Origin of the sequence: Pseudomonas sp. NPDC088429 (genome assembly GCF_044753305.1) — a bacterium.
In the GTDB taxonomy this organism is placed as follows: Bacteria; Pseudomonadota; Gammaproteobacteria; order Pseudomonadales; family Pseudomonadaceae; genus Aquipseudomonas; species Aquipseudomonas rustica.
Genome location: NZ_JBIVMX010000002.1, coordinates 227,728 through 253,691, shown reverse-complemented (window position 1 = coordinate 253,691; position 25,964 = coordinate 227,728). Strand labels below are relative to the sequence as shown.

The 25,964-nt window shown below is 57.5% G+C and carries 20 protein-coding genes and 2 pseudogenes; 15 read left to right on the top strand and 7 right to left on the bottom strand.

Going from position 1 to position 25,964, the window contains the following annotated elements; translation table 11 throughout:
* Positions 1-2: 2 nt before the first annotated feature.
* Complete coding sequence (locus ACIP66_RS02655) at positions 3-1,832, bottom strand: Mu transposase C-terminal domain-containing protein (protein ID WP_400645065.1); 1,830 nt, start codon at positions 1,830-1,832, stop codon at positions 3-5.
* A gap of 1,111 nt (positions 1,833-2,943) precedes the next feature.
* Positions 2,944-3,213, bottom strand: a pseudogene (locus tag ACIP66_RS02650) (cupin domain-containing protein); the annotation flags it as partial.
* A 329-nt stretch (positions 3,214-3,542) separates the two neighbouring features.
* Between ACIP66_RS02650 and ACIP66_RS02645 the strand changes: the two are divergent.
* A complete protein-coding gene (locus ACIP66_RS02645; RefSeq protein WP_400645062.1) occupies positions 3,543-4,073 on the top strand; it encodes a YkgB family protein in 531 nt (176 codons plus the stop codon).
* A 52-nt stretch (positions 4,074-4,125) separates the two neighbouring features.
* Here the strand turns inward: ACIP66_RS02645 and ACIP66_RS02640 are convergent, their stop codons facing one another.
* From ACIP66_RS02640 to ACIP66_RS02625, 4 genes are all read right to left on the bottom strand, one after another.
* The gene (locus ACIP66_RS02640; protein ID WP_400645060.1) at positions 4,126-6,528 is read right to left on the bottom strand and encodes a TonB-dependent siderophore receptor; all 2,403 of its coding nucleotides are present in this window, start codon (positions 6,526-6,528) and stop codon (positions 4,126-4,128) included.
* A gap of 67 nt (positions 6,529-6,595) precedes the next feature.
* A complete protein-coding gene (locus ACIP66_RS02635; RefSeq protein ID WP_400645057.1) occupies positions 6,596-7,543 on the bottom strand; it encodes a FecR domain-containing protein in 948 nt (315 codons plus the stop codon).
* A complete protein-coding gene (locus ACIP66_RS02630) occupies positions 7,543-8,052 on the bottom strand; it encodes a sigma-70 family RNA polymerase sigma factor (protein WP_400645054.1) in 510 nt (169 codons plus the stop codon). The genes ACIP66_RS02635 and ACIP66_RS02630 overlap by 1 nt, the downstream gene beginning before the upstream one ends.
* A gap of 96 nt (positions 8,053-8,148) precedes the next feature.
* On the bottom strand, positions 8,149-9,045 hold the full coding sequence (locus ACIP66_RS02625; RefSeq protein WP_400645051.1) for a helix-turn-helix domain-containing protein: 897 nt from the start codon (positions 9,043-9,045) through the stop codon (positions 8,149-8,151).
* A gap of 162 nt (positions 9,046-9,207) precedes the next feature.
* Here ACIP66_RS02625 and ACIP66_RS02620 point away from each other — a divergent pair, with 162 nt between their 5' ends.
* From ACIP66_RS02620 to ACIP66_RS02600, 5 genes are all read left to right on the top strand, one after another.
* On the top strand, positions 9,208-10,566 hold the full coding sequence (locus ACIP66_RS02620) for a glutamine synthetase family protein (RefSeq protein WP_053120225.1): 1,359 nt from the start codon (positions 9,208-9,210) through the stop codon (positions 10,564-10,566).
* A 152-nt stretch (positions 10,567-10,718) separates the two neighbouring features.
* The gene (locus tag ACIP66_RS02615; protein ID WP_282357739.1) at positions 10,719-11,807 is read left to right on the top strand and encodes a polyamine ABC transporter substrate-binding protein; all 1,089 of its coding nucleotides are present in this window, start codon (positions 10,719-10,721) and stop codon (positions 11,805-11,807) included.
* On the top strand, positions 11,804-13,105 hold the full coding sequence (locus tag ACIP66_RS02610; protein WP_400645047.1) for an NAD(P)/FAD-dependent oxidoreductase: 1,302 nt from the start codon (positions 11,804-11,806) through the stop codon (positions 13,103-13,105). Before ACIP66_RS02615 ends, ACIP66_RS02610 begins: the two co-directional genes overlap by 4 nt.
* Before the next feature lie 202 nt (positions 13,106-13,307).
* The gene (locus ACIP66_RS02605) at positions 13,308-14,963 is read left to right on the top strand and encodes an intermembrane transport protein PqiB (RefSeq protein WP_159812246.1); all 1,656 of its coding nucleotides are present in this window, start codon (positions 13,308-13,310) and stop codon (positions 14,961-14,963) included.
* 17 nt (positions 14,964-14,980) lie between these two features.
* Complete coding sequence (locus ACIP66_RS02600; protein WP_400645045.1) at positions 14,981-15,532, top strand: membrane integrity-associated transporter subunit PqiC; 552 nt, start codon at positions 14,981-14,983, stop codon at positions 15,530-15,532.
* A gap of 16 nt (positions 15,533-15,548) precedes the next feature.
* Here ACIP66_RS02600 and xerC read toward each other — a convergent pair whose 3' ends face one another.
* A complete protein-coding gene (xerC, locus tag ACIP66_RS02595; protein WP_400645162.1) occupies positions 15,549-16,394 on the bottom strand; it encodes a tyrosine recombinase XerC in 846 nt (281 codons plus the stop codon).
* Positions 16,395-16,840: 446 nt separating this feature from the next.
* Between xerC and arnB the strand changes: the two genes are divergently transcribed.
* From arnB to ACIP66_RS02550, 9 genes and pseudogenes are all read left to right on the top strand, one after another.
* Complete coding sequence (gene arnB / locus ACIP66_RS02590; RefSeq protein WP_400645042.1) at positions 16,841-17,989, top strand: UDP-4-amino-4-deoxy-L-arabinose aminotransferase; 1,149 nt, start codon at positions 16,841-16,843, stop codon at positions 17,987-17,989.
* Positions 17,986-19,008: an undecaprenyl-phosphate 4-deoxy-4-formamido-L-arabinose transferase gene (gene arnC, locus ACIP66_RS02585; protein ID WP_400645039.1), complete on the top strand. Its 1,023-nt coding sequence runs from the start codon at positions 17,986-17,988 to the stop codon at positions 19,006-19,008. The genes arnB and arnC overlap by 4 nt, the downstream gene beginning before the upstream one ends.
* On the top strand, positions 19,005-20,996 hold the full coding sequence (gene arnA / locus ACIP66_RS02580; RefSeq protein ID WP_400645037.1) for a bifunctional UDP-4-amino-4-deoxy-L-arabinose formyltransferase/UDP-glucuronic acid oxidase ArnA: 1,992 nt from the start codon (positions 19,005-19,007) through the stop codon (positions 20,994-20,996). Before arnC ends, arnA begins: the two co-directional genes overlap by 4 nt.
* Positions 20,996-21,880, top strand: a complete 885-nt coding sequence (gene arnD / locus ACIP66_RS02575) for a 4-deoxy-4-formamido-L-arabinose-phosphoundecaprenol deformylase (protein WP_400645034.1) — start codon at positions 20,996-20,998, stop codon at positions 21,878-21,880. Before arnA ends, arnD begins: the two co-directional genes overlap by 1 nt.
* Complete coding sequence (gene arnT / locus ACIP66_RS02570) at positions 21,877-23,532, top strand: lipid IV(A) 4-amino-4-deoxy-L-arabinosyltransferase (protein WP_400645032.1); 1,656 nt, start codon at positions 21,877-21,879, stop codon at positions 23,530-23,532. Before arnD ends, arnT begins: the two co-directional genes overlap by 4 nt.
* Positions 23,529-23,870, top strand: coding sequence for a 4-amino-4-deoxy-L-arabinose-phosphoundecaprenol flippase subunit ArnE (gene arnE / locus ACIP66_RS02565; protein WP_400645029.1), 342 nt, complete (start codon positions 23,529-23,531; stop codon positions 23,868-23,870). Before arnT ends, arnE begins: the two co-directional genes overlap by 4 nt.
* Positions 23,867-24,271, top strand: a complete 405-nt coding sequence (gene arnF / locus ACIP66_RS02560) for a 4-amino-4-deoxy-L-arabinose-phosphoundecaprenol flippase subunit ArnF (protein ID WP_400645026.1) — start codon at positions 23,867-23,869, stop codon at positions 24,269-24,271. The genes arnE and arnF overlap by 4 nt, the downstream gene beginning before the upstream one ends.
* Positions 24,268-25,647, top strand: a complete 1,380-nt coding sequence (locus tag ACIP66_RS02555) for a UDP-glucose dehydrogenase family protein (protein WP_400645024.1) — start codon at positions 24,268-24,270, stop codon at positions 25,645-25,647. The genes arnF and ACIP66_RS02555 overlap by 4 nt, the downstream gene beginning before the upstream one ends.
* A pseudogene (locus tag ACIP66_RS02550) lies at positions 25,620-25,949 on the top strand (glycosyltransferase); the annotation flags it as partial. The gene ACIP66_RS02555 and the pseudogene ACIP66_RS02550, both read left to right, overlap by 28 nt.
* Between the last annotated feature and the right edge of the window lie 15 nt (positions 25,950-25,964).

The window sequence follows — 25,964 nt, the reverse complement described above, 5'->3', positions numbered from 1 at the left end:
CATCACTCTCCCCACTTCAGTTTTTTGCGTGTTTGATCAGTACTAGGTTCTTTGGTCGTCCCCTGAAGCAAATTCCCTTCCCCGCCGTAGGAAAGGAAAGACATGGTTTCAGCGGCCGTAACTTTTTTGGCGACATTCTGCCGGAGCCGCTTCGTTGCAGCCTTGGAACTTTCCACTAGTTCATAATTCTCCAAACGAATCTGGTGTAACTCTTCGTCCACCAGTGTGCCTGGGCGACGCTCGCGCGGTCGCGCAAACGCCCAATACTCGCTGTAGGAGATAGGTGTTTTCGTAAGATCGGAATAGGGAACTTCATGATACCGTCCATCTTGGCGCAACCATATCTTTGATAGGTTCAATGGATTGTATTTAAACGACAATCTTTGACCAACAAACCTTCTCAGTATTGCCGAAGAGTAGAAAGAACGACTAAATTCGACACCCTTTGGTTGAATTGTTCGAATCACGCTTGGGAAAAAGTCAAGAGCAAAGGTTTTGTAGTTCCCCGGCATAGGTTGAACATAATTCGGGCCCTTCTTGGCCATCTCTGCATCCCAAACCTCGAAAGGCGCCAGCCTGTTCAGCCCCTCATGAGCACGCCCATGATAAATGGCTACTTCATTCGCGAACCACTCACAAAATGCTGAAAAAGTCATGGCTGAATGTTTGGCGGAGTCGTAGTCCGCTTTTTTCAGCACATTTGAATAAGTAGTACCTGGCAGAAGATGCACCTTCCCCATCAGCGTGCCGATGATCCGCTCAACGTGCCCTCCATAATGCTTTTTACCAATAGGCCGTAGCATGGGGATGATTTTGTAATACTGTAGGGTGGCTTCAAGCTCCGGGCTAGTGAATTCGGCGGCGTTATCCATACCCACTGTGCCAGGTACGCCCCAGAACCTGTGGCGAGTATTCTGACCGCCACCAAGAGCGATCGGAAAGTCTTGCTTTGGAAAACAAGCTGAAAGCATCGCCATGGCAACGCTGACTGAACTAGGCGGATGCAGCGCAAGGTAGTAACCAAGAATGACGCGACTTTTGAGATCGATAACTACCGTCAGCCAAGGTCGCATAAGGGGGCGACCATGTTCATCGCAGATAATGACATCTACCCGCGTATGGTCGATTTGCACCATGGTAAGTATGGTATCTACATCGATCATCCCAGGCTTCAGATCAAACTTTTGAAGCATCGCCTCCCTGCCGTTCTGAAGGGAGTAAATGGCTTTCTGCCCGAATGACTCAAGCCTTCGCTTCAGGGCATTCAGACTCGGGGTTTTAACCCCCATGGTATGGCTAAGAGAGTCGACATATTCCCAGAGAGAAGAAAACGCCTCTAACTTTTTCGTCTTATCCTTAAGGCGTTTTGAAATTGCTTTCTCCATAATCTTCTCTTGAATATCAGAAAGCAATCGAGAGTTTTTCTTTCGCCCTCTGATACTTCTAACAAGAGAAACTGCTCCAAGCTCCGGATCATATCTTTTCAATAGGCGTCGAGCCGTTGTTTCCGAGGAGTCAAGCTTTTTAAGAAGATCCGCCCTGGATATTTTACCTGCTAAGTAGTCATGAATATTTTTGGCTCGCTCCGAAGCAATAGCCAACTCTTTTGGATTAGCTTCCGTTTGTTCCATCCAAATCAATCGGCGATCGTTGTGTAGCTGATACTTTTCTTCATCTACTTCAGCCAGAGTCACCTGAGTGAAGAGCACATCAAAGGAGTGCTCACTTTCTTGGCTTTTCAGGGTGATAATACCATCAGCTCCACAAGCTATTACTCGATATGTCTTATCCTCAAAGCTAACTAAGCTTCCTTCAATTATGGGTTGCAGCATAAGGACTCAGCACCTAGTGATTTAAAAGCTAATTGCGAAAGCATAGCCCCACGACCACTAAGCTTGTCAACGGTCATATAATTGGCGCTATATTTAAACTAATATTGAATTAATTTAGATCAGCTTTAACGAATATCACACTAATTGATTATTTTAGTTGAAGCAACAAACGAGCCATGACCTCTAAACGCTGTATTCATGAGGCCTTGAATATTTTTTAATATTATTTTTCGATCACTGCATGTAAAAAATCAATTATCGGTCAAATACAATTAAATTCAAAATAGCTCATGTTCTGATTCGGGAATTTGAACTCCGCTCAAGTTGGCGGACGAAGTTTTTCGCCAGCCCACCGCATTTACTGCCTTGATCGGATTTCCTTGATTCGCCGATTGGAAATGACTGCCAAAAAAATGACACAGCTTCATCATCCGCTGTCTCAGGCCCCGCCTCTGTCCCCTTGAAAGGCTATTGCTTGGGAGCAAACGCTACTTTTACTTATATATTGACGGTGAAAGAGATGAGCCTATCAGGCACCTGTAATCTCCGCTTCGTGAGCCGCATTCGACATCCAATGGCATAGCAAGGAGGACAGTTGCCCCCTCCCAGCGCTCATAGCCAGCCAGGGTTGAATGTCAATGACTGTGAGGCTCACTGAAGGATTGCGGGGGTTCTCCACGCGCTGAGTAGCGTTCACAGGGTGGTATCCAGCCTTGCGAGGTTGTGGCTGAGAATAGTGAATAGTCCCTACCTGATTTCGAGACCTCCTCCCGATCCTCCATGCTAGCAAACACCCTTTCGAGCAACGACCTGATAGGGGGATCAGGAAGCGATCTTTCTGGCTTTTAAAACTGGCCGAATCTTCTAGGCCTTGCGGGCTTCAACTTTTAAAAAAAGTCACTACAAATCAGCATGTTGGCAAGACCATCAATACCAGGATGCAAAGGGAACCTCAGCCACGCCCTATGTTTACGGGCTAAGATTGCTCTCCTTTAGAAATGGCCAAATCCGCTAATACGCCCGGGCTTTCAACCATTTCTAAAAGTCAGAGTCGCTGGAAGCCACGGACTGTAAGGGCTTGAGCGTTTGACCACTTTTAAAGGAGGGCCACACCATCGGCGTGAATCAGGCTGTACTCGATGGCGTCGCCCAGATGAAAGTAATGCAGGATGTCCGACTGATTGAAATGAAACTGGCCCACGGGCGATTATTCATCCAGCAGATAATAAATCGACGTCATCTGGTATCGTGAACCATTGGCCGTTTCGAGCATGTCTCGATGGTCTGCCTGATAGGTTCTTCGAAAATAACCACCTTCGACGTGAGGCTCCAGATTCAGTGCCCTGATCACGCCTTCAGATCCGCTTCTGCGCTGAATCACGGCCTTCTCCTTCGAATACGCGCCGAACTTCTGGATAGCTCGACTAAACGGTCATTTAGTGTAGTTAAGTATCGCCATCCCCAGACGCTCTCTCCAACTAAATTCAGGCAAAAAAACCTCCCAAACGGGAGGCGAAGAATGAGAAGAGCCACAAGTCAACGTCCAATAGACTGGCTGCACACGCTAAGCGTACGCAGTGCCCGAATCTGTAGGCCATTTCCGTAACTGTTTGTATTTCTCAACCCTGCACCCTCACTGAGGTGATGTGTAATTTTCGGCGTTGATCCTTCTCTATGGGTTGTCATCTACCTTAAAGACAAGGATTTACCATGAACTCTCCCGCCCTCCTTCGCCTGCTCTCCAACGACTTTGAAATCAAATTAATGCGCTGGGCGCTGATACTGATCTTCGCCATTTTTGGCTATGCCAAATGGTTTCCCTATGAAGCTGAGGGTTTGGTGCCTTTGCTCAGTAACAGCGCAATCCTCGGCTGGATGCACAGTGCGTTCGGGATACAAGGTGCCAGCTACGCCTTGGGTGTGGCGGAATGGATCATCGGCCTGGGTCTGATTCTGGGTATCTGGTTCCCACGCATTTCGGTGCTGGCGTCCGCAGGCTCGGTCGTCACTTACCTGACCACCCTCACCCTGATTTTCACCACCCCGGGCGCCTGGGAAGCGTCGGCTGGCGGCTTTCCGGCGATGGGCGGTGCGACCAGTTTTCTGATCAAGGATGCGGTGTTGCTGGCCGGCTCGGTGGTGTTGCTCAAGCACAGCCTGCTGACGGTGTTGAGAAACTCAAAAGGCAACTTCGCCTGCCAGAACCCGCTGGCCCCGGTTGAAGAGCACAGCGGACTTTGAATCTATTCTGATCAGAACAACCATGCGCCCGGTTATACCGGGCGTTTTCATATCAGAAATCCACAGTGGCCGAGAGCAAATAAGTCCGTGGCGTCGACAGCGTCAACCCCGGTTCACTGTCATCTGACGCCCCTGCCGAACTCCAATAACGCTTATCCAGCACGTTCTCGATATTGCCGCGCAAGGTGATGGTCTTTTCATCCAGCTTGAACGTGTATCGCGTGCCGACATCGAAGCGCTCCCAGGAGTCGATCTCCTTCTGGTTTGACTGATCCAGATACTGCGAGCTCGAATAGATCCCGCGTCCAGTCAGCGTCAGCCCCTGCACAGTTGGCACGTCCCACTCTGCCCCCAGATTGACGTTGTACTTCGGCGTCGCCGGCGCACGATTGCCGTCAAACGTGCCGTTGGTGGTTTCAGTCAACTCGCTGTCGATGTACATCACACCGCCGAGCAAGCGGAAGCCTTTCAGCGGTTCGCCAAACACGCTGAGCTCAACACCATTGTTCTCGCGTTTGCCATTGGGCCCGAACACGCGCGTGGTGGCGTTGGTTTCATACGCTGGTTGCTTGATGCGGAAAACCGCAGCGGTCAGCGCGTAGGCGCCGGCATCGTACTTGGCGCCGACTTCGACCTGACGGCTAATGAACGGCGGGAAAATCTCATCCTCGTTCACCGATGTAGACGGCGCGATCTTGCCCTGGCTCAGGCCTTCCATGTAGTTGGCGTACAGCGACAGTTTGTCGGTCGCCTTGAACAGAATGCCGCCGGATGGCGAAACTTTTTCTTCGTCATAAGCCGTGTCGCCTTTGACGTCATCGCTCCAGTCATCGACTTTGACCCGCTGCCAGCGCGCACCTAGGGTCAGCAGTAAACGATCATCGAAGAAACCCAAGGTGTCCGAGAGCGCCACGCCGCTGAAACGGTTTTCGGTATAAACCTTGGCGTCGTAGCGCGTCGGCGTGCCGGGTTTCGCCGTTTCCACCGGGTCATACAGATTGCTGCGCCCAGCCGCATAACGCGCACCGCCGTTCTCGAAATCCATGTAGAAGTAGCTGGCGGCGAGGTTGACCTCGTGGCTCACCGGCCCGGTGTGAAACCAGTTGCGCACGCCCGTCGTCGCCGTTCGAACGTTTTCGTCGCGGGTGAAGTCGCGCGGCAGAACGCTGAAATTACCGGCATCGTTGGTCACGGAAACCGCATGACGCAGGAAGTCATGATTGCTTTTGCGCGCGCCGACGCCGCCGTACAGCATCACAGAATCACTCACATCAAATTCGGCGTTGACCGTACCGAAGGTGTCCTCGGTTTTCGCCTGGCTCCACGGTTGCGCGTAGTTGCGATGCACGTCGTTGGCGCTCGGCACCTTTGCATTGGCCGCGACCTGCACGCGTTCCTGCGGCGCATCGGTGTCGCGTTCGGTGTGGCCGACATCGGTGGAAAGCCGCAAGCGCTCACCGCGAAAGTCCAGCCCCAGCACGGCCATGTCACGGTCAACACTCTGGTGATCCCATTCAGTGTCGCCGGACTGTTTGACACCGTTGAAGCGCAGACCAAACTTATTGTCCTCACCGAAACGCCGGCCGACATCCACCGCGCCGCCAAGCTGATTGTTCGAGGCGTAATTGGCGGTCAGCGAAGTGACCGGTTGGTCGGTGGCATGCTTGGGCACGATGTTGATCCCGCCGCCGACACTGCCCCGTGGCGAGATCCCGTTGATCAATTGGCTCGGGCCTTTGAGGATGTCGACGCGATCGGCCATTTCCATGTCGATGGTGTACGTCGGCAACACACCGTAGAGGCCGTTATACGACACGTCGCTGTTGAACAGGCTGAAACCACGGATGGTGAATTGCTCATAGCGACCACCCGCCGGGTTGGTCGCGCGCACCGAGGGGTCGCTGGAAATCAGATCGCCCAAGGTGCGCGCCTGCTGATTCTTCACCGCCTCGCTGGTATAGGTGGTCATGCTGAACGGCGTTTCCATAAAGTCTTTCGACCCCAGCAAGCCCTGCGAGCCACGCCGAGCAACCTGGCCGCCAGCAAACACATCGGCATCGCTCGATCCAGTGGCACCGAGAATCGAGGTCGGCGCCAGTTGCAGGCTGCTGCCATCGGCCGCAGGAATCAGCGTATAAGCGTGATCGCCCACCGGTTGCAGTTGCAGACCGGAGCCCAGCAACAAGCGGGTGAAGCCCTCCTCCACGCCAAATTCGCCGGACAAACCGTTGCTGTTGCGGCCACTGACCAGCGCCGGATCCACCGACAGATTGACCCCGGCCAACCCGGCAAAGCGAGTCAGCGCAGCACTCAAACTGCCGGCCGGTACCGAATAACTGCGGCGAGCCGCGTCATCGGCCCAACTGGATTGAATCAACACAGGGCTGGCACTCAGGCTCAGCAGGAGGCTCAACTGCAACAACGGACGCAAACGACTTGGGAATACTGCGGGCATTGGAAGAAGCTCTCGATTTTGTTCACTTACCTGCAATGACCGGTGAGGCGAATAAAAGGGACAGGCTTCAGACGATATTTTTTCGCGGCATCAATGTGACCCAGAAACGCGTGCGCGAATGCACCTCCAGCGGCAGGCTCGCTGCTAACAGTGCGAGGACTTTATCGGTGTTGTCGAGGCGGAAACTGCCGGTAATGCGCAGGTTTTCCAGTGCCGGATCCCAGCGCAGCAAACCCGGGCGATAGCGGCTCAACTCACGCAGGAAGTCGCCTAATGGCTGGTTTTGCGCCATCAACACACCGTCGCGCCAACCGGGCATTTTTGTGTCGTAAGGCGTGACCAAACCGGCGCCTGAGGCTTGCAGGTTAATCTGTTGCCCGGCATTCAGTTGCAGCAAAGGCCCGTGTAACGGCTGCAATTGTACGGAACCGCTGAGCACCGATACGTTGCAATCACGCTCGTTAAGACGCACGCAGACTTCGCTGCGGCTGACGATGATCCGGCCGTAAGGCGCATTGATCGTCAGCGCCGCGCCGCCACGGACGTTGAGCGCCATTTCACCACGTACCAAGATCAGTTCACGGCTGGTGAGATCGACATTCACCGCACTCGCCGTGTTCAGCTGCAAGGTGCTGCCATCGGCCAGCAGCGTCTGTTTGTGTTCGCCGGTGCTGGTGTGCAAATCGGCGCGCCAGACGTCCAACGGTAATTGGCGACTTATCAGCCACGCCGTCGGCACAAGTGCGGCCAGAGCCAGCGCCCGTTTCAGGGCCGCACGCCGCGCCAGATCCGGTCGATCGAGGGTGGCCATGGCCAACTTCGTGGGCAGACTGGAAAATCGCTGACGTAATAACTGAATCTTCTGCCAGGCGTTTTCGTGGCGGCTGTCGCTCTCGCGCCAGGTCTTAAGCCGTGAGTGATCGGCTTCATTGGCTTCACCGGACTCGAGCAACGCCAGCCATTGCGCGGCAGCCCGCGCCACTTCCCGCGCTTCATTACCGGGCGCTATTCTCATCATAGATCTAGCATCAAACAATGCTCGTAAGCCGTTGCCATATAACGTTTTATGGTTCGCTCAGAGACTTGCAAGCGTTCGGCAATCTCGCGATAACCCAGGCCTTCGAGCTGACTCCATAAAAACGCCTTACGCACCGCTCGCGGCAAGCCATCGAGTAATTCGTCCAGCGCTTGCAGGGTTTCCAGCAGCAGCCAACGCTGCTCGGGCGACGGCACGCACTCTTCGGGCAATTGCGCGAGGGCTTCGAGATAGGCTTTTTCGAGACTGCGGCGAGTGTAGAAATTGCTCAGCAGACGTTTGCCGACCGTAAGCAAATAGGCCCGCGGCTCACGCATTTCGACGATGGGTTGCGCGCTGCACAGCACGCGCATGAAGGTGTCCTGACTGAGATCCGCCGCATCCCAGGCATTGCCCATGCGCCGCCGCAACCAGGTTTCGAGAAAACCACGATGGTCGCGGTACAGCTCGTGCAGGTGCTGCTGCGATGGCGTCGCTGCTTCAGTCATCTCGAGAGGCCCTGCGCGAAGTAAGAATTCAAATGAGACTGATTCTAATTAACTTCACTCAGGAGACAAAGGTCTTTTTCGCCGCTACAGCATTCGTTAACGCTTCAGCGTCTCGCTCGGCAACTCGTTAAACAACGCCCGATAACTGCTGGAAAACCGCCCCAAATGCCAGAACGACCACTGCATCGCGACCTCGGCCACCGTGGTTTCCGTGGGTCTGCGCTTGAGCAATTCGCGGTGGGCACTGTTCAACCGGCGCAAACGCAACCAGTGGCTGGGCGTCATCCCGGTGTAGGCCTTGAACGCCTGTTGCAACTGACGCAACGACACGCCGGCAACGTTGGAAAGCTCGAGCAGATTGAGCGTATCTTCCGGCGAATCTGCGGCCCACTCCCCTACCCGTTTCATGATGCTTCGCTCTTCGGCGCGGCGCTGCAATCCGCCGCCGTCGAGACACACGCGTGCGTTGTCGAGGAGGAACATACAGTCCTCAAGCAGCTGTTTAGTTAGCGCATCTTTTTCATCTATATCAAGCGGTTGCGTCAACTTCGTGAGAGTTGAGCTTAACCAGCGACTGAACAGGGCGTTCTGTCCGCAGTTGAGCTGGGTCATGAACAAACCTTCGAGTTTCGCCACGTCCAGACCGTGCTGACGGACGAACTGCGGGCCGAACACCACGGCAATTTCCTGGTAGTTCTCCGGGGTGATCCAGATGTTGCGGCTGTCTTCGTTGAGCAGGTACAGCGCGTTATCACTGCGATCAAAACAAAACGCCAAAGCACCCGACGGTGCGCTGAAATTCTGCTCGACGCGGGTGTTCATCTGTTCTTCGTACACCTCAACACCCTGCAGATCCAGATAGCGGATCTGCCCGGCGAAATGGCCCGGCGACATCTGTTGGTAATGCTGTACCCAGCCCGGCGTGGCGCGGACTTGCTCGGCCACATCGGCGGTGTTGAACGCTTGTACCTGGAGCGGATTGCACGTTGTCATGGGGTGACCTTGCGCACTCTTTTGGTGCGCTTTGGTGCTGCTTAAAGTGGATAGATGGAACTGCAAGGCTCGCCCAAGATAGTCGTCAACGCGCCACAGGGGAAGGGGCGGAAGATGAAACCCGCCCTCCCCGGCGTCTATAAAACCAATAACGAGGTCTTTATGAATGCCCCTTTCGATCAGCTGTTCACGTGGCTGAAAGATCACAAGATTACCGAAGTTGAATGTGTGGTCAGTGACCTGACCGGCATTGCCCGCGGCAAGATCGCACCGACCAACAAGTTCCTGCATGAGCGAGGCATGCGCCTGCCGGAAAGTGTGCTGCTGCAAACGGTAACCGGGGATTTTGTCGACGACGACATCTACTACGACCTGCTCGATCCTGCCGATATCGACATGGTCTGCAAGCCAGTGGCTGACGCGGTCTACGTGATTCCATGGGCGATTGAACCGACCGCCATCGTCATCCACGACACCTTCGACAAGTTCGGCAATCCGATCGAACTGTCGCCGCGCAACGTCCTCAAGAAAGTCTTGCAGCTCTACACCGACAAAGGCTGGAAGCCGATCGTTGCGCCGGAAATGGAGTTCTACCTGACTCAACGCTGCGAAGACCCGGACTTGCCGCTCAAGGCGCCGCTGGGCCGTTCGGGCCGTGCTGAAAGCGGTCGGCAGTCGTTCTCCATCGATGCCGCCAACGAGTTCGATCCGCTGTTCGAAGACGTCTACGACTGGTGCGAACTGCAAGGTCTGGATCTCGACACGCTGATCCACGAAGACGGCCCGGCGCAGATGGAAATCAACTTCCGTCACGGCGACGCACTGGATCTGGCTGACCAGATCACCGTGTTCAAACGCACCATGCGTGAGGCTGCGCTCAAGCACAACGTCGCCGCGACGTTCATGGCCAAGCCGATTGGTGATGAGCCCGGCAGCGCCATGCACATTCACCAGAGCGTGGTTGAAATCGCCACCGGCAAACCGATCTTCGCCAATGAAGACGGGCAGATGAGCGAGCTGTTCCTCAATTACATCGGCGGTTTGCAGAAGTACATACCGAAAGTGCTGCCGATGTTCGCGCCCAACGTCAACTCGTTCCGCCGTTTCCTGCCGGACACCTCGGCACCGGTCAACGTCGAATGGGGCGAAGAAAACCGCACCGTCGGCCTGCGCGTGCCGACCTCCAGCCCTGAAGCGATGCGTGTGGAAAACCGTTTGCCGGGCGCCGATGCCAACCCGTATCTGGCGATCGCCGCGAGTTTGCTCTGCGGTTATATCGGCATGGTCGACAAGGTGCAGCCGAGCGCTGCCGTGGAAGGTCGGGCTTATGAACGCCGCAACCTGCGCCTGCCGATCACCATCGAAGAAGCGCTGACGCAAATGGAAGAGTGCGAAACCGTTGCGCAATACCTCGGCGACAAATTCGTGCGTGGCTACGTCGCGGTGAAACGCGCCGAGCATGAAAACTTCAAGCGCGTGATCAGCTCGTGGGAGCGCGAGTTCCTGCTGCTGAGCGTTTAACCCCTTCATTGTCTGTACCACCGCTATCGCGAGCAGGCTCACTCCTACAGGGGAATGCATTCCAAAATGTAGGAGTGAGCCTGCTCGCGATGGCGGCAGCTCAAACACCAAAGAACCACCTGAAAAATCCAATAAATTTAAGAGGTGTCGATATGCGTTTGTTGAAAACCATGGTTCCCGCCGCGCTGGCCCTGATGTGCAGCGTCGCAGCGCAAGCCCAGCCCACCGTCAGCGTCTACAACTGGACCGACTACATCGGCGAAACCACCCTCGCCGACTTCCAGGCCAAAACCGGGATCAAGGTGATCTACGACGTTTTCGACTCCAACGAAACCCTCGAAGGCAAACTCCTCGCCGGCCGCACCGGCTATGACGTGGTCGTGCCGTCCAACCATTTCCTAGCCCGTCAGGTAAAGGCCGGCGCGTTCCTCAAACTGGATCGCGAGCAACTGCCGAACTTCAAGAACCTCGACCCGAAACTGCTTGAACTGCTGCAGAAAAACGACCCGGGCAACGAACACTCGGTGCCGTACCTGTGGGGCACCAACGGCATCGGTTACAACGTCGACAAGGTCAAGCAAGTGCTGGGCATCGATCACATCGATTCCTGGGCCGTGCTGTTCGAGCCTGAAAACCTGAAAAAACTCACCCAGTGCGGCGTGTCGATGATGGACTCCGCCGACGAAGTCTTCCCAGCCGTGCTCAACTACATGGGCATGGACCCGCGCAGCGAAAACCCGGAAGACTACAAAAAGGCTGAAGCCAAACTGCTGAGCATCCGTCCGTACATCACCTATTTCCATTCCTCCAAGTACGTGTCGGATCTGGCCAACGGCGACATCTGCGTAGCCTTCGGTTATTCCGGCGACGTGTTCCAGGCCGCCAACCGCGCCAAGGAAGCGAAAAACGGTGTAAACATCGCTTACGCCATCCCGAAAGAAGGCGCCAACCTCTGGTTCGACCTGCTGGCGATTCCGGCCGATGCGAGCAACACCAAAGAAGCCCACGCCTTCATCAATTACCTGCTCGATCCGCAAGTGATCGCCAAGGTCAGCGCTTCGGTCGGTTACGCCAACCCCAACCCGGCCGCCAAGCAGTTCATGGATCCGGAGCTGGTCAACAATCCTGAGGTGTATCCGCCACAGGAAGTGCTCGACAAGCTCTACATTTCTACCACCCCGCCCCAGGCGATCATGCGTCTGATGACCCGCTCCTGGAGCAAAGTGAAGTCGAACAAATGAATCAGTACACCGAAGAACACGCCCGATCCTATTACGCCGCTTCGGCTCGGGCGACTGCACCTTATCCGCAACTGGAAGGTGATCTGAGCGCCGATGTCTGTGTGATCGGCGGCGGGTTCACCGGGGTGAACACCGCCATTGAACTGGCGCAGCGCGGGCTCTCGGTGATTCTGATCGAGGGCCGGCGAATCGGCTGGGGCGCCAGCGGGCGCAATGGCGGCCAGTTGATCCGTGGCATCGGCCATGACGTCGACGGGTTCGCCAAATACGTCGGTCAGGAAGGCGTGCGTTATTTGCAGCGCGCCGGCATCGATTCGGTGGAGCTGGTGCGCAATCGCATCGGCGACAACGGCATCGAGTGCGACCTGCGCTGGGGTTTCTGTGATCTGGCCAACACGACCGCGCAGTTCGATGCCTTCAAGGACGAACTGCTCGACCTCGCCGAACTGGGCTATGCCCACGAAACCCGCTTGATCGGCCCGGAGCAGATTCGCCAGCAAGTGGTTAACTCCGACATCTATGCCGGCGGACTGGTGGACATGGGCTCAGGCCACCTGCATCCGTTGGATCTGGTGCAAGGCGAAGCACGGCTGGCGGCTTCGCTCGGCGTGCGGATTTTCGAGCAAAGCCAGGTGCTGGAGATCATCCACGGCGCCACCGTTCAAGTGCGTTGCGCCAACGGCAGCGTGCGTGCGGGCAGTCTGGTGTTGGGTTGCAACGCGCATCTGGATGAACTCGAACAACAGCTCAGTGGCAAAGTACTGCCGGCCGGCAGTTACATCATCGCCACCGAACCGTTGTCCGAGGAACGCGCCGCGCAATTGATTCCGCAGAATCTGGCGGTGTGCGACCAGAAAGTCGGCCTCGATTATTACCGGCTCTCGGCGGATCGGCGTTTGCTGTTTGGCGGTGCCTGTCACTACTCCGGGCGTGATCCGGCAGACATCGCCGCTTATATGCGGCCGAAAATGCTCAAAGTCTTCCCGCAACTGGCCGATGTGAAAATCGATTACCAGTGGGGTGGCAAGATCGGCATCACGGCCAACCGTTTCCCGCAGGTCGGGCGCCTCAAGCAGCATCCAAACGTGTTCTATGCGCAGGGCTATTCCGGCCATGGTCTGAACGTCACGCATTGGTGCGCAAAACTCCTCGGCGAAGCGATTCACGCCGGCCACAGCCAAGGCATGGACGTGTTCAGCGGTGTGCCGCACATGACCTTCCCCGGCGGCCCGGCGCTGCGCTCGCCGTTATTGGCTCTGGGCATGTTCTGGTATCGCCTGCGCGAACTCATCGGCTAACATCCCTCCCATGTAGGAGCTGCCGAAGGCTGCGATCTTTTGATCTTAAAAACAGAATCAACAGATCGCAGCCTTGGGCAGCTCCTACATTTTCAATGACATATGGGTTGTTCACATTTGCTCTATCGCGAAGCACCTCTATATTAATGAGGTGCTTTTGCGTTACTGACGCTCAGTGCCCAATAAACCGAGGAGGACATGGATGAAGTCGTCAGCCGTCGACGAGCCGCGAGCACCAGGCCAGGCACCGATCAAGACCCGCCGTTTTGGCGTGTCATTGGTCTGGATTGTGCCGATTGTTGCTGTATTGGTGGGTATTTCGCTGGTCGTGCACAACATCATGCAGGAAGGTCCGACCATTACGGTCACCTTCAAGACCGGTGACGGTCTCACCGCCAACAAGACTGAAGTTCGCTACCGCAATGTGGTCATCGGCCATGTCTCGGACGTGGAATTGAGTGACGATCAGAAGAACGTCAACGCCACCATCAAACTGGCCAAACAGGCCGAGACCTTCACCCGCGAAGACTCGCAATTCTGGGTCGTGCGGCCACGTATTGGCGCGGGCGGCGTGTCGGGTATCGACACCCTGTTGTCGGGCGATTACATCGGTGCCGACATCGGCCAGTCGAACACCCGTGCAAAGAATTTCAAAGGCCTGGAGAATCCGCCGCCAATCACCTACGGCGAGCCGGGCAAGCGCTTCAGCCTGCACACTCAAGACCTCGGTTCGCTGGACATCGGTTCGCCGGTTTACTACCGCAAGATTCCGGTAGGCCAAGTGGTTGCCTATGAGCTGGACAAGGATGGCAAAGGCGTGAACATCGAAGTGTTCATCCATGCCCCCAACGATGCTTACGTGACCGAAAACACCCGTTTCTGGAACGCCAGCGGCATTGACGTCAACGTCGGCGCCAACGGTTTTGCGGTGAAAACCGAATCGCTGTCGACCCTGTTGGTCGGCGGTATCGCCTTCCGTGCCCCGGAATACAGTCCCAACGACACGGTCGCCGCTGATGACCGTAATTTCGAACTGTTCGACGATCAACAGTCCGCCCTCGCCCCCCCCAACGGCAAGGCGCAATACCTGAGTCTGCGTTTCGAACAGCCCATGCGCGGCCTCAAGGTCGATGCGCCGGTGGAGTTTTCCGGCATTGAGATCGGGAAAGTCGTGGCGATCAATCTCGACTTCGATGCGAAGAAACAAACCTTTCCGGTCAATGTCGGCATCGTCATCTACCCGCAGCGTCTTGGCCAGGCTCACGCCAAAGTGCTGAAAGCCTTCAACCACAACCCCGACGACGAAGCCGCCGGCGTGCGCCTGATCGGCACCTTCGTCGAGAATGGTTTGCGCGCGCAGGCACGCAGCGGCAACTTGCTCACCGGGCAGTTGTACATCGGTCTGGATTTCTACCCGAAAGCGCCGAAAGTACCGTTCGACGTCAGTGCACGACCGGTCAGCATCCCGACCATTCCGGGCAGCCTCGAACAGTTGCAGGAAAAACTCGAAGCGATGCTCAACAAGATCAATGCACTGCCAGTGGAGCGCATTGCCGGCAATCTCGATGGCAACCTGATCGAGTTGCGCAAAGGCCTGACGCAGTTCAATGCGAAGACTTTGCCGGGCGTGCAAAAAACCCTCGGCGATGTCAGCAAAACGCTGGAGTCGGCCAATTCGACGCTGGCCGAAGATTCGCCACAACGCGAAAAACTCGGCGAAACCCTCGAAGAACTTGGACGCATGTCACGCTCGCTGCGTGAGTTGTCGGATTACCTGGGCCGTCATCCGGAATCGCTGATTCGCGGTCGCCCTGATAACGCCGCACCACTGGATCTCAAAGGTCCACCACGCAATTGAGCACAGGAGCTGAAACCATGGCATTACCGTTGAAGATCACCGTGCTCGCTGCGTGCTTGTTGCTCGGCGCCTGTCGCAGCGACCCGATCAGCTTCCACACCCTGACGCCGGTGCAACCCGGTGCCGGCCGCAGTGGCGCAGACATTGCCATCGAAGGCATTTCCGTACCGCCGCAAGTCGATCGAGCGCAAATCGTCATTCGCGAAGGCAACAGTGGTCTGGCAATTCTGGAAACCGAATGGTGGGGCGCCAGCCTCGCCGATGAATTGCGCAGCGCGCTGGTCGATCAACTGAGCAGCGCGGCCGGGCAACAGCGGTCATCGGTGCGGATTGAAGTGCAACGTTTCGATTCGATTCCGGGCCAGTACGGCTTGATCGACGTGAAATGGCGCTTGCGTCCGCTGGGGGCGACCGACAGCGCCTTGCTGACGTGCCGTTCAGTCCTGCAAACGCCATCCGGGCCGAGCATCGACGAACTGGTGGCCGCGCAGCAAAACAACGTCAAACGCCTCGCGGCGCAAATCACCCAGGCTGCCGTCAGCTCACGCGGCTGCCCACCCTCCTCCTGACCCCCACTCGCCCTGATCAGAGGTCGAAGCGATCCACGGCGCGGCGACGTTCATTGTCGTCGCGCACGTCGTAATTGGCGGTGGTTTGAATGTTGCTGTGATGCGCCAGTTTCTGCGCGATCGACAGATCATGCTCCTCGATGACCCGCGTAATGAATGAACGTCTGAAGTCGTGAGGCATGATCTTCACCCCGACCTGCGTGCCGCGCTGACGGGCGATGTAATAGATCGCGTGTTTGGTGATGCGCTCGCGGGTGATGTGGCTGCCACGGCGGATGCGATTGAACAGAAACGCATCATCGCTCTCGCCTTCCTTGAGCTGCTCGCGACGGAATTCCAGCCAGGCATTGAGCTTGGCGAACGCCCAGGTCGGCGCGTACTTGATCAGTTGTTTATTGCCCTTGCCGGTAACGGTCAGGCTGCGCTCGCGGAAGTCGACCTGGTTTAAATCCAGATCCACGGACTCCGACTTGCGCATGCCGGTGCCGTACAACAAGGCAATCACGGCAGCATCACGCAGACCCTGCGGGCGTGGATCCGCAGCGCAGACTTCCATCAACTCGTGAATCAACGTGCGTTTGAGATTGCGGCCCTGCGACAACCGCGTGCCGGCGATGCCTTTGACCGAACGCATCTTCAACAGATGATCCTGCGTGATCAGGCTCATGCGCCACGCTTCGTTCATCACACCGCGCACCGCGTTTACATACAGCGAAGACGTATTCGGCGCGTAGTTGTCGGCGCGCAATGCGGCGACTAGCGCGATGACATCCTCAGGTTGCAGTGCATGCCAAGGGATTTCCTCGATGTTCACTTCTTCGAAACCGAGGCGGTCAGCCGCATCTTGCAAAATATAACGCATGGTCAACTGGCTGGAAGGCGCCAGCCGTGCCAGATACAACGTCAGCGGATTAATGTTGGACGGGGTGGATTCAATACTCGACAAGTCAATCAAACGAAACGGCCTTGAATAGAAAACGGTTCAACAAAACAACTTAAAAGTGCAAAGAAACTTATATAAGGAACGACTCTTCCGTAGGACTTTTCTATTAAAAGTGCCGATGAATGGAAGAAGTCTGAACGGCGGCTGTACGGCTCAACGATAGACGATTTGCCGACCGCTTTTTGATGTTCCTTTCACAAAAACCGGCATAACCTTAATTACAACAGGTTGCCCCGAAAGGCCTACAACCTGCCGTCCGTGGGCATAAAAGTCAATCAGGCATTCCCCGGGCGGTCTTCCAAACCATTGAAATCCCGTGTTTTTCAGTCAATTGGCTGAAGGATGGCTGTCGCCTCGAGGTTCTTATGAGTCAAGCGTTGCTGCCGTTTTCGCGTCCGAGTATCGGTGAAGAAGAAATAGCCGCCGTCGAACAAGTATTACGTTCGGGCTGGATAACCACCGGGCCTAAAAACCAGGCTTTGGAAGAACAGTTCGCAGACTATATCGGTTGCCGTCACGCCGTTGCACTTTCCTCGGCCACAGGTGGTATGCACATCGCTTTACTCGCGTTAGGCATCGGCCCCGGTGATGAGGTGATTACGCCTTCGCAAACCTGGGTGTCGACCGCCAACATGATCTCGTTGCTTGGCGCCAAACCGGTATTTGTCGACGTCGACCGCGACACGCTGATGACCGACGCAGCACGTATCGAAGCGGCGATCACCCCACGCACCAAAGCGATCATCCCGGTGCATTACGCCGGCGCGGCATTTGACCTCGATCCGCTGTACGCCTTGGCCGAGAAGCATGGCATCGCGATCATCGAAGACGCCGCCCACGCAGCGGGCACTCGCTACAAAGGTCGTCATGTCGGCTCGCACGGCACAGCGATTTTCTCCTTTCACGCGATCAAGAACATGACCTGTGCCGAAGGCGCGATGTTCGTCACCGACGACGAAGCGTTGGCCAGCCGTGTGCGCATGCTCAAGTTCCACGGTCTGGGCGTTGACGCCTACGATCGCCTGACCGGTGGCCGCAAGCCGCAGGCACAAGTGATGGAGCCGGGTTTCAAATACAACCTCGCCGACATCAACGCCGCGATTGCGCTGGTACAGCTGCAACGGCTGGACGAGATCAATGCGCGCCGCACCGAACTCGCTGCGGCTTACCGGCAAAAACTCGAAGGCCTGCCGGTGCAGCCACTGGCCCTGCCCACCTACGCACAACAGCACGCCTGGCACCTGTTCATCCTGCGCATCGACAGCGAGCGCTGCGGCATGGATCGCGAAGCCTTTATGAAGGGCTTGCAGGATCAGGGCATCGGCACCGGCATCCATTTCATCGCCACCCACCTGCACACCTGGTATCGCCAGCGTGACCCGGATTTATACCTGCCCAACACCGAATGGAACTCGGCACGGCTGTGCTCGATTCCGCTGTTCCCCGACATGAGCGATCAAGACCTTGATCGCGTGGTCGGGGCCATCGCCACCCTCATGGATAAACGCCTGTGAAACCCTATCCGATTCGCTGCGTGTCGATCGTCATCCCGGTCTACAACGAACAGGACAGCCTCCCGGAACTGCTGCGCCGCACCGAAGCGGCGTGCCGGATGCTGCGTCACGACTATGAAATTGTCCTCGTCGACGACGGCAGCCGAGACGAATCCGCCAACATTCTTGAGGAAGCCGCGACCCGCGAAGACAGCCCGTTCGTGGCGGTCATTCTCAACCGCAACTACGGCCAGCACGCGGCAATCATGGCTGGCTTCGAACAATGCAAAGGCGATGTGGTGATCACCCTCGACGCCGACCTGCAGAACCCGCCGGAAGAAATTCCGCGTCTGGTCGCCGAGGCGGAAAAAGGTTACGACGTGGTCGGCACCGTGCGCGGCAATCGTCAGGATTCGGCATTGCGCCGCTACCCATCGAAGCTGATCAACCTCGCCGTGCAGCGCTCCACCGGCGTCGCCATGAGCGACTACGGCTGCATGCTTCGCGCTTACCGCCGCACGATCATCGACGCAATGCTCGCCTGCCGTGAACGCAGCACGTTCATCCCGATTCTGGCCAACAGCTTCGCCCGCCACACCACCGAAATCGTCGTCGCCCACGCCGAGCGTGAACACGGTGATTCGAAATACAGCCCGATGCGTTTGATCAACCTGATGTTCGACTTGATCACCTGCATGACCACCACGCCGCTGCGCCTGTTGAGCATTGTCGGTTTCGCCATGGCCGGTCTCGGCGTGTTATTCGCTGCGGCGTTGATTGTGTTGCGTCTGGTGTTCGGTGCCGGATGGGCCGGTGACGGCATGTTCGTACTGTTCGCGGTGCTGTTCGTGTTCACCGGTGGCCAGTTCATCGGCATGGGCCTGCTCGGCGAATACCTGGGGCGCATGTACAGCGACGTGCGCGCCCGCCCGCGTTTCTTCATTGAAAAAGTGTTGCGCAGCCACCCTTCCCACCCGGCGCCTGCGATCACGGTTGATGGTCTTTCTTCTACTTCTACTACCGGTCAGGTTCTCTCATGAGCGCAAAAACTGTTGTCTTCGCCTACCACGATATTGGCTGCGCCGGCATTCAAGCCTTGCTCGACAGCGGCTACGACATTGCCGCCGTGTTCACTCACGCCGACGACCCGAAAGAGAACGCTTTCTACGCCTCAGTCGCGCAATTGTGCGCCAGCAAAGGCATCCCGGTGCATGCGCCGGAAGACGTTAACCACCCACTGTGGATCGAGCGGATTGCCAAGCTCAACCCTGAGTACATTTTCTCCTTCTACTACCGCAACCTGCTAAGCGAACAGCTGCTGACCACCGCGAAAAAAGGTGCGTTCAACCTGCACGGTTCGTTGCTGCCAAGCTACCGTGGCCGCGCTCCGGCGAACTGGGTGCTGGTCAATGGCGAAAGCGAAACCGGTGTGACCCTGCACCGCATGGTCAAACGTGCCGATGCCGGCGCCATCGTCGCGCAACAACGCGTGGCCATCGAGCGCAGCGACACCGCGCTGAGCCTGCACGGCAAACTGCGTATCGCCGCGACCGATCTGTTGCGTGACACCCTGCCAGCGATGTTGCAAGGCAAGACCAGCGAAACCGCGCAGGACGAATCGCAAGCCACGGTATTCGGTCGTCGCACGGCGGCGGACGGCAAACTGGTCTGGGCCAAACCTGCTGAGCAACTGTTCAATCTGGTGCGCGCCGTCACCCAGCCTTATCCGGGCGCGTTCTGCGCTGTGGGCGAGCACAAGCTGATCGTGTGGAGTGCCGAAGTCGTCAAAGGCAACGACGGTCAGGCGCCGGGCCGGGTGATCAGTGTCGATCCGCTGCGCATTGCCTGCGGTGAAGATTCGCTGGTGATTCTCTCCGGCCAGCGCAACGACAACGGCCTGTTCCTCAGCGGCCCGCAACTGGCCAGTGAGTTGGGTCTGGTCGACGGTTCGCTGCTGCGCGGCGCTGAATCCGGTCGTGCGCCACGTCGCACGCGCGTGCTGATCCTTGGCGTCAACGGCTTTATCGGCAATCACTTGTCCGAGCGTCTGCTGCGTGATGATCGCTACGAAGTCTATGGTCTGGACATCGGTTCCGACGCCATCGACCGTCTGCGCAGCCACCCGCATTTCCACTACGTCGAAGGCGACATCAGCATTCACTCCGAGTGGATCGAATACCACATCAAGAAGTGCGACGTGGTTCTGCCGCTGGTGGCCATCGCCACGCCGATCGAATACACCCGCAACCCGCTGCGCGTGTTCGAGCTCGACTTCGAAGAAAACCTGAAACTGGTGCGCTACTGCGTCAAGTACAACAAGCGCGTGATCTTCCCGTCGACCTCGGAAGTCTATGGCATGTGCCAGGACAAGCATTTCGACGAAGACACCTCGAACCTGGTGGTCGGCCCGATCAACAAGCAGCGCTGGATCTACTCCGTGTCCAAGCAACTGCTCGACCGCGTGATCTGGGCGTACGGCGCCAAGGGTTTGAATTTCACCCTGTTCCGTCCTTTCAACTGGATGGGCCCGCGCCTTGATCGTCTGGATTCGGCGCGTATCGGCAGTTCCCGCGCCATCACCCAACTGATCCTCAACCTGGTCGAAGGCACGCCAATTCGTCTGTTCGACGGTGGCGAGCAGAAACGCTGCTTCACCGACATCGCTGACGGCGTCGAAGCACTGGCGCGGATCATCGATAACGACAACGACGTCTGCAACGGCCAGATCATCAACATCGGCAATCCGGACAACGAAGCGAGTATTCGTCAGTTGGGCGAAGAGCTCCTGCTTCAGTTCGAAGCGCATCCGCTGCGCAGTAACTTCCCGCCGTTCGCCGGCTTCCGCGACGTCGAGAGCAAGGCGTTCTACGGCGCCGGTTATCAGGACGTGGAACACCGCAAGCCAAGCATCGCCAACGCCAAGCGCCTGCTCGACTGGACGCCAACCGTGGAAATGCGCGAGACCATTGGTAATACGCTGGATTTCTTCCTCCGTGAAGCCATGCTCGAAATCGCGGACAAGCATTGATGCAGGCCGGTCTACGTATCGACGTCGACACCTTTCGCGGCACCCGTGAAGGAGTGCCGCGCTTGCTGGAAATGCTCGAAGAGGCGCAGATCAAGGCGACGTTTTTCTTCAGTGTCGGCCCGGACAACATGGGCCGGCATCTGTGGCGCCTGATCCGCCCGCAGTTCCTCTGGAAGATGCTCCGTTCCAATGCCGCCGGCCTGTATGGCTGGGACATTCTGCTGGCCGGCACCGCGTGGCCGGGCAAACCGATTGGCCGCGAGCTCGGGCACCTGATGCGTCAGGCCCGTGACGCCGGTCATGAAGTTGGTCTGCACGCGTGGGATCACCACGGTTGGCAAGCGAATGCCGGGCGCTGGAGCGACGCGCAACTGATCGAGCAGATTAGTCAGGGCGTCGACACCTTGAGCGACATCCTTGGCGAGAAAATCACCTGTTCCGCCGCCGCCGGTTGGCGCGCCGACGAGCGTGTGATCGAGGCCAAGCAAGCCTTCGGCTTTCGCTACAACAGCGATTGCCGGGGGTCGCAGCTGTTCCGTCCGTTGTTGGCGGACGGCACGCCCGGCACGCCGCAGATACCGGTGGATCTGCCGACCTTCGATGAGGTGGTCGGCCCTGCTGTCGCCGCGCAGGATTTCAACGCGTTCATCCTTGAGCGGTTTCGCCCGGAAATGCTCAACGTCTACACCATTCATGCCGAAGTAGAAGGGATTCTGATGGCTGAGGATTTTCGTCACTTGCTGGCCGATGCGCGCCAGCGAGGTATCGACTTCAAACCGCTGGGCGACTTGCTGCCCGAGTTCTTCAACACCTTGCCCGTGGGTCGCGTACAGCGCGGCACTCTCGATGGCCGTGAAGGCTGGCTGGGAGTGCAAGGCGCATGACTAAACGCTGGGCATTGCCGCTGCTGCTGTTGTTGGGAATCTGCTTGCTGGCGTATCTGCTGCCATTGGGCTCGCACGGTTTGTGGATTCCTGATGAGACACGCTACGCGCAAATCAGTCAGGACATGCTGCTGAGCGGCAACTGGGTATCGCCGCACTTTATGAGCCTGCGCTATTTCGAGAAGCCGATTGCCGGCTACTGGATGATCGCGCTCGCGCAGAATGTGTTCGGACAGAACCTGTTCGGCGTGCGCTTCGTTTCGGCGCTGAGCACCGGGTTGAGCATGTTGCTCTGTTATCTGATCGCCAGGCGTTTGTGGAATGAGCCACGCAAGAGCTTTGCCTGCGCCCTGCTCTACATGAGTTTCACCATCGTTGCCGGCCAGGCGGGATACGCCAACCTCGATCCGCAGTTCACCTTTTGGGTCAACCTGAGTCTGGTGGCGCTGTGGTTTGCCGTCGACAGTCAAACCAATGGCAAACGCATGCTGGCCTGGGCAGTGCTGGGGCTGGCGTGCGGCATGGGTTTTATGACCAAGGGTTTTCTCGCGTGGTTGTTGCCGGTGTTGATCGCCCTGCCGTGGATGCTCTGGCAAAAGCGCTGGCGGGAACTGCTGACATACGGCCCGGTGGCGATTGCCATCGCGATCCTCATCAGTTTGCCGTGGGTGCTCTCGGTGCATGCGCAAGAGCCCGACTTCTGGCGGTTCTTCTTCTGGCATGAACACATCCGCCGTTTTGCCAGTGACGACGCCCAGCACGATGCGCCGTGGTGGTTTTACCTGCCGCTGCTGCTGGCGTTCAGTCTGCCGTGGGCCGGGTTGATCCCGACAACGTTCAAGCAGGCATGGCAGACACGCGCCCAGCCCCCCGTGGTGTTTCTGTTGCTGTGGCTGCTGATGCCGCTGCTGTTTTTCAGCCTGAGCAACGGCAAGTTGCCGACCTACATTCTGCCGTGCCTGCTGCCGATGGCGCTGTTGTTGGGCAATGCGTTGGCCGACCGTTTACGGCTGGAACAGGGTCGAGCGCTGGGCTTGAACGGCCTGCTCAATCTGCTGTTGGGCATCGTCACGCTGATTGCGCTGGTGTACCTGCAACTGAACCGGCCGCTGTACGACCACGAACTGCACAGTCTGGTGCTGGTGTTTATCGGGCTGATCGGCTGGATCATCGCCAACCTGCTGCAAGCCTTTCTGCCGCTGCAATGTTGGGCCGCACCGGCGTTCGGCAGCCTGTTGCTGATCGCGGTACTGCCGGCGGCGCTGCCGAAATCGGTGGTCGCCAACAAGATGCCCGATCAATTCATCAAACATCACGTCGCTGAACTGGCTCAGACCGATCATCTGCTGAGCAATGATCTGGGTGCCGCCGCTGCACTGGCCTGGCGTCTGAAAACCCCGCAAGTCGCGTTGTACAACACGATAGGCGAATTGAAATATGGCCTTGCCTATCCTGACGGCATTCAACAGCGGGTCGATCCCGATCAAGTGCAACAGTGGATGCGCGAGGCGCGCCGCAGCGGTTCGGTCGGCGTGGTGATGCGCGTCAAGGGGCAGGACGAACTGGACGAAATCGACAGATTGCCAAAGGACGGCGTCCGCTACGAGCAGGGCAACCTGGTGATCATGATTCTGCCCAAGGAGGCGTCATGAGCCTGTTGCTGCTGTTGGCCGCTTGCCTGCTGACCTGTCTGGGACAGGTCGCGCAAAAGTACGCCGTGGAGAGTTGGCGCGGCGATTCTTCGTTGACCGCCAAACTGCGCTCGCCGTGGTTATGGCTGGCCCTGCTCGCCCTCGGCTCGGGCCTGTTGGTCTGGCTGCTGGTGTTGCAGCGCATTGAAGTCGGCATCGCTTATCCGATGCTCAGCCTCAACTTCGTGCTGATCACTTTGATTGCGCGCTTCGTTTTCCGTGAACCGATCGACCGCCAGCATTGGCTTGGTGTCGCGCTGGTCATCGGCGGCGTGGCTCTGCTGGGGCAACAGTCATGAATCAACGTCGTGGCATCACTTTCGCCCTCGGCAGCGTTTTGCTGGTCAGCGCCGCGCAACTGGCAATGCGCTGGAGCATGACGCGCCTGCCCACACCGGAACAATGGCTGGCATTCGACAGCCTCGACCTGCGTGCCTTGGCCGTAGTTGTCGCAGCGATTTTTGCCTACGCCTTATCAATGTTGTGCTGGCTGCTCGCCTTGCGCGACTTGCCGCTGGGCCGCGCCTATTCGCTGCTGAGCATCAGCTACGCGCTGGTGTACCTGCTGGCGGCCAGTCTGCCGCTGTTCAACGAATCCTTCAGTTTCACTAAATCGCTGGGCGTGGCGTTGGTCATGCTCGGGGTCATCACCATCAACACGCGTCCGGCTCGTGCGCCTGCACTCAGGAGTGCTCCATGAAAATCACAGTATTTGGCAGCGGTTACGTCGGTCTGGTGCAAGCGGCGGTATTGGCCGAGGTTGGCCATGATGTCGTGTGCATGGACGTCGACCAGAAGAAGGTCGACCTGTTGCGTCAGGGCCACGTGAGCATCTTTGAACCGGGGCTGGCCAGCCTGGTGCGCGAAGGCCTCGATTCCAAACGCCTGCTGTTCACCACCGATGAGAAACTCGCGGTGCAGCACGGTCGGGTGGCGTTTATTGCCGTGGGAACGCCGTCACGCGAGGACGGTTCGGCGGATCTGCGTTACGTGCTCTCGGTGGGCGATGCGATTGCCCGGCATCGTGAGCAGCCGCTGATTCTGGTGGAGAAATCCACAGTACCGGTGGGCACCGGCGATACCTTGCGCGCGCACATCGAGAAAGCGCTGATCAAGGTCGGTCGGCTGCTGCAGTTCGATATCGTTTCCAACCCTGAGTTTTTGAAAGAAGGCTCGGCGGTCGCTGACTGCCGCCGCCCCGATCGCATCGTCATCGGCTGTGACGGTGATGACGTGCGCGACGTGATGCGCGATCTGTACGCGCCGTTCAACCGCAACCATGACCGCATCATGTTCATGGATCTGCGCAGCGCTGAACTGACCAAATATGCCGCCAACTGCATGCTGGCGACCAAGATCAGCTTTATCAACCAGATCGCTGAACTCGCCGAACACTTGGGCGCCGACATTGAGTCGGTGCGCCAAGGCATCGGCGCCGACACGCGCATCGGTTATCACTTCATCTATCCGGGTTGCGGTTATGGCGGTTCGTGCTTCCCGAAAGACATGCGCGCGCTGATCCACAGCGCCGAAGAAGCGCATTGCTCCAGCGATTTGCTGCAAGCGGTCGAGGCGATCAATCAGCGGCAGAAACACAAGTTGTTCGAACGCATCAATGCGTTCTATCAAGGCGAACTGCGCGGCAAGACTTTCGCCCTGTGGGGCCTGGCGTTCAAACCGAACACCGACGACATGCGCGATGCGCCGAGCCGTGTGTTGCTGGAGGAATTGTGGGCCGCCGGTGCCAGCGTGCGCGCGTTCGATCCGGAAGCCATGCAGGAAACCCAGAACCTTTATCCGGACGAATCGAAACTGATGCTGATGGGCACCCCGGAATCGGTATTGCCGGGCGCCGATGCACTGATCATCTGCACCGAATGGCAGCAGTTCAAGGCACCGGATTTTGAGCTGATCAAACAGCGTCTGAACAATCCGGTGATCTTCGACGGTCGCAACCTGTACGACGCCGAGCGCTTGGAGCGCAACGGTATCCAGTACTTCCCGATGGGCCGTGGCGAATCGCGCAAATTGCCGATCCCGCTGCAACAATGGCCGCACGCATCCGACGTCGCTTGATCACGTTTTCGCCTGAGATTCGCCGGCAGGCCCTGATCGCAGGACTGCTGGCGTTTTTATTGCTGATGGCCGGGGTCTATGGGCAGGCGCCGATTGGTTTTGACTCGCGGTTTGTGTTGTTTGCGCAGGAAATGCTGCGCCATGGGCCGACGGTGTTTCCGACCACGTATGGTCAGCCGTATGCCGATTATTCGGTGCTGTCGACGTTGTTTATCTGGCTGTTGTCGTTACCGTTTGGCACGGTCAACGCTTTCACTGCCTGGGCGCCGAGTGCGATTGCCGGGGCGGTGATTGTGTCAATTCCACAGGCGAAGAAA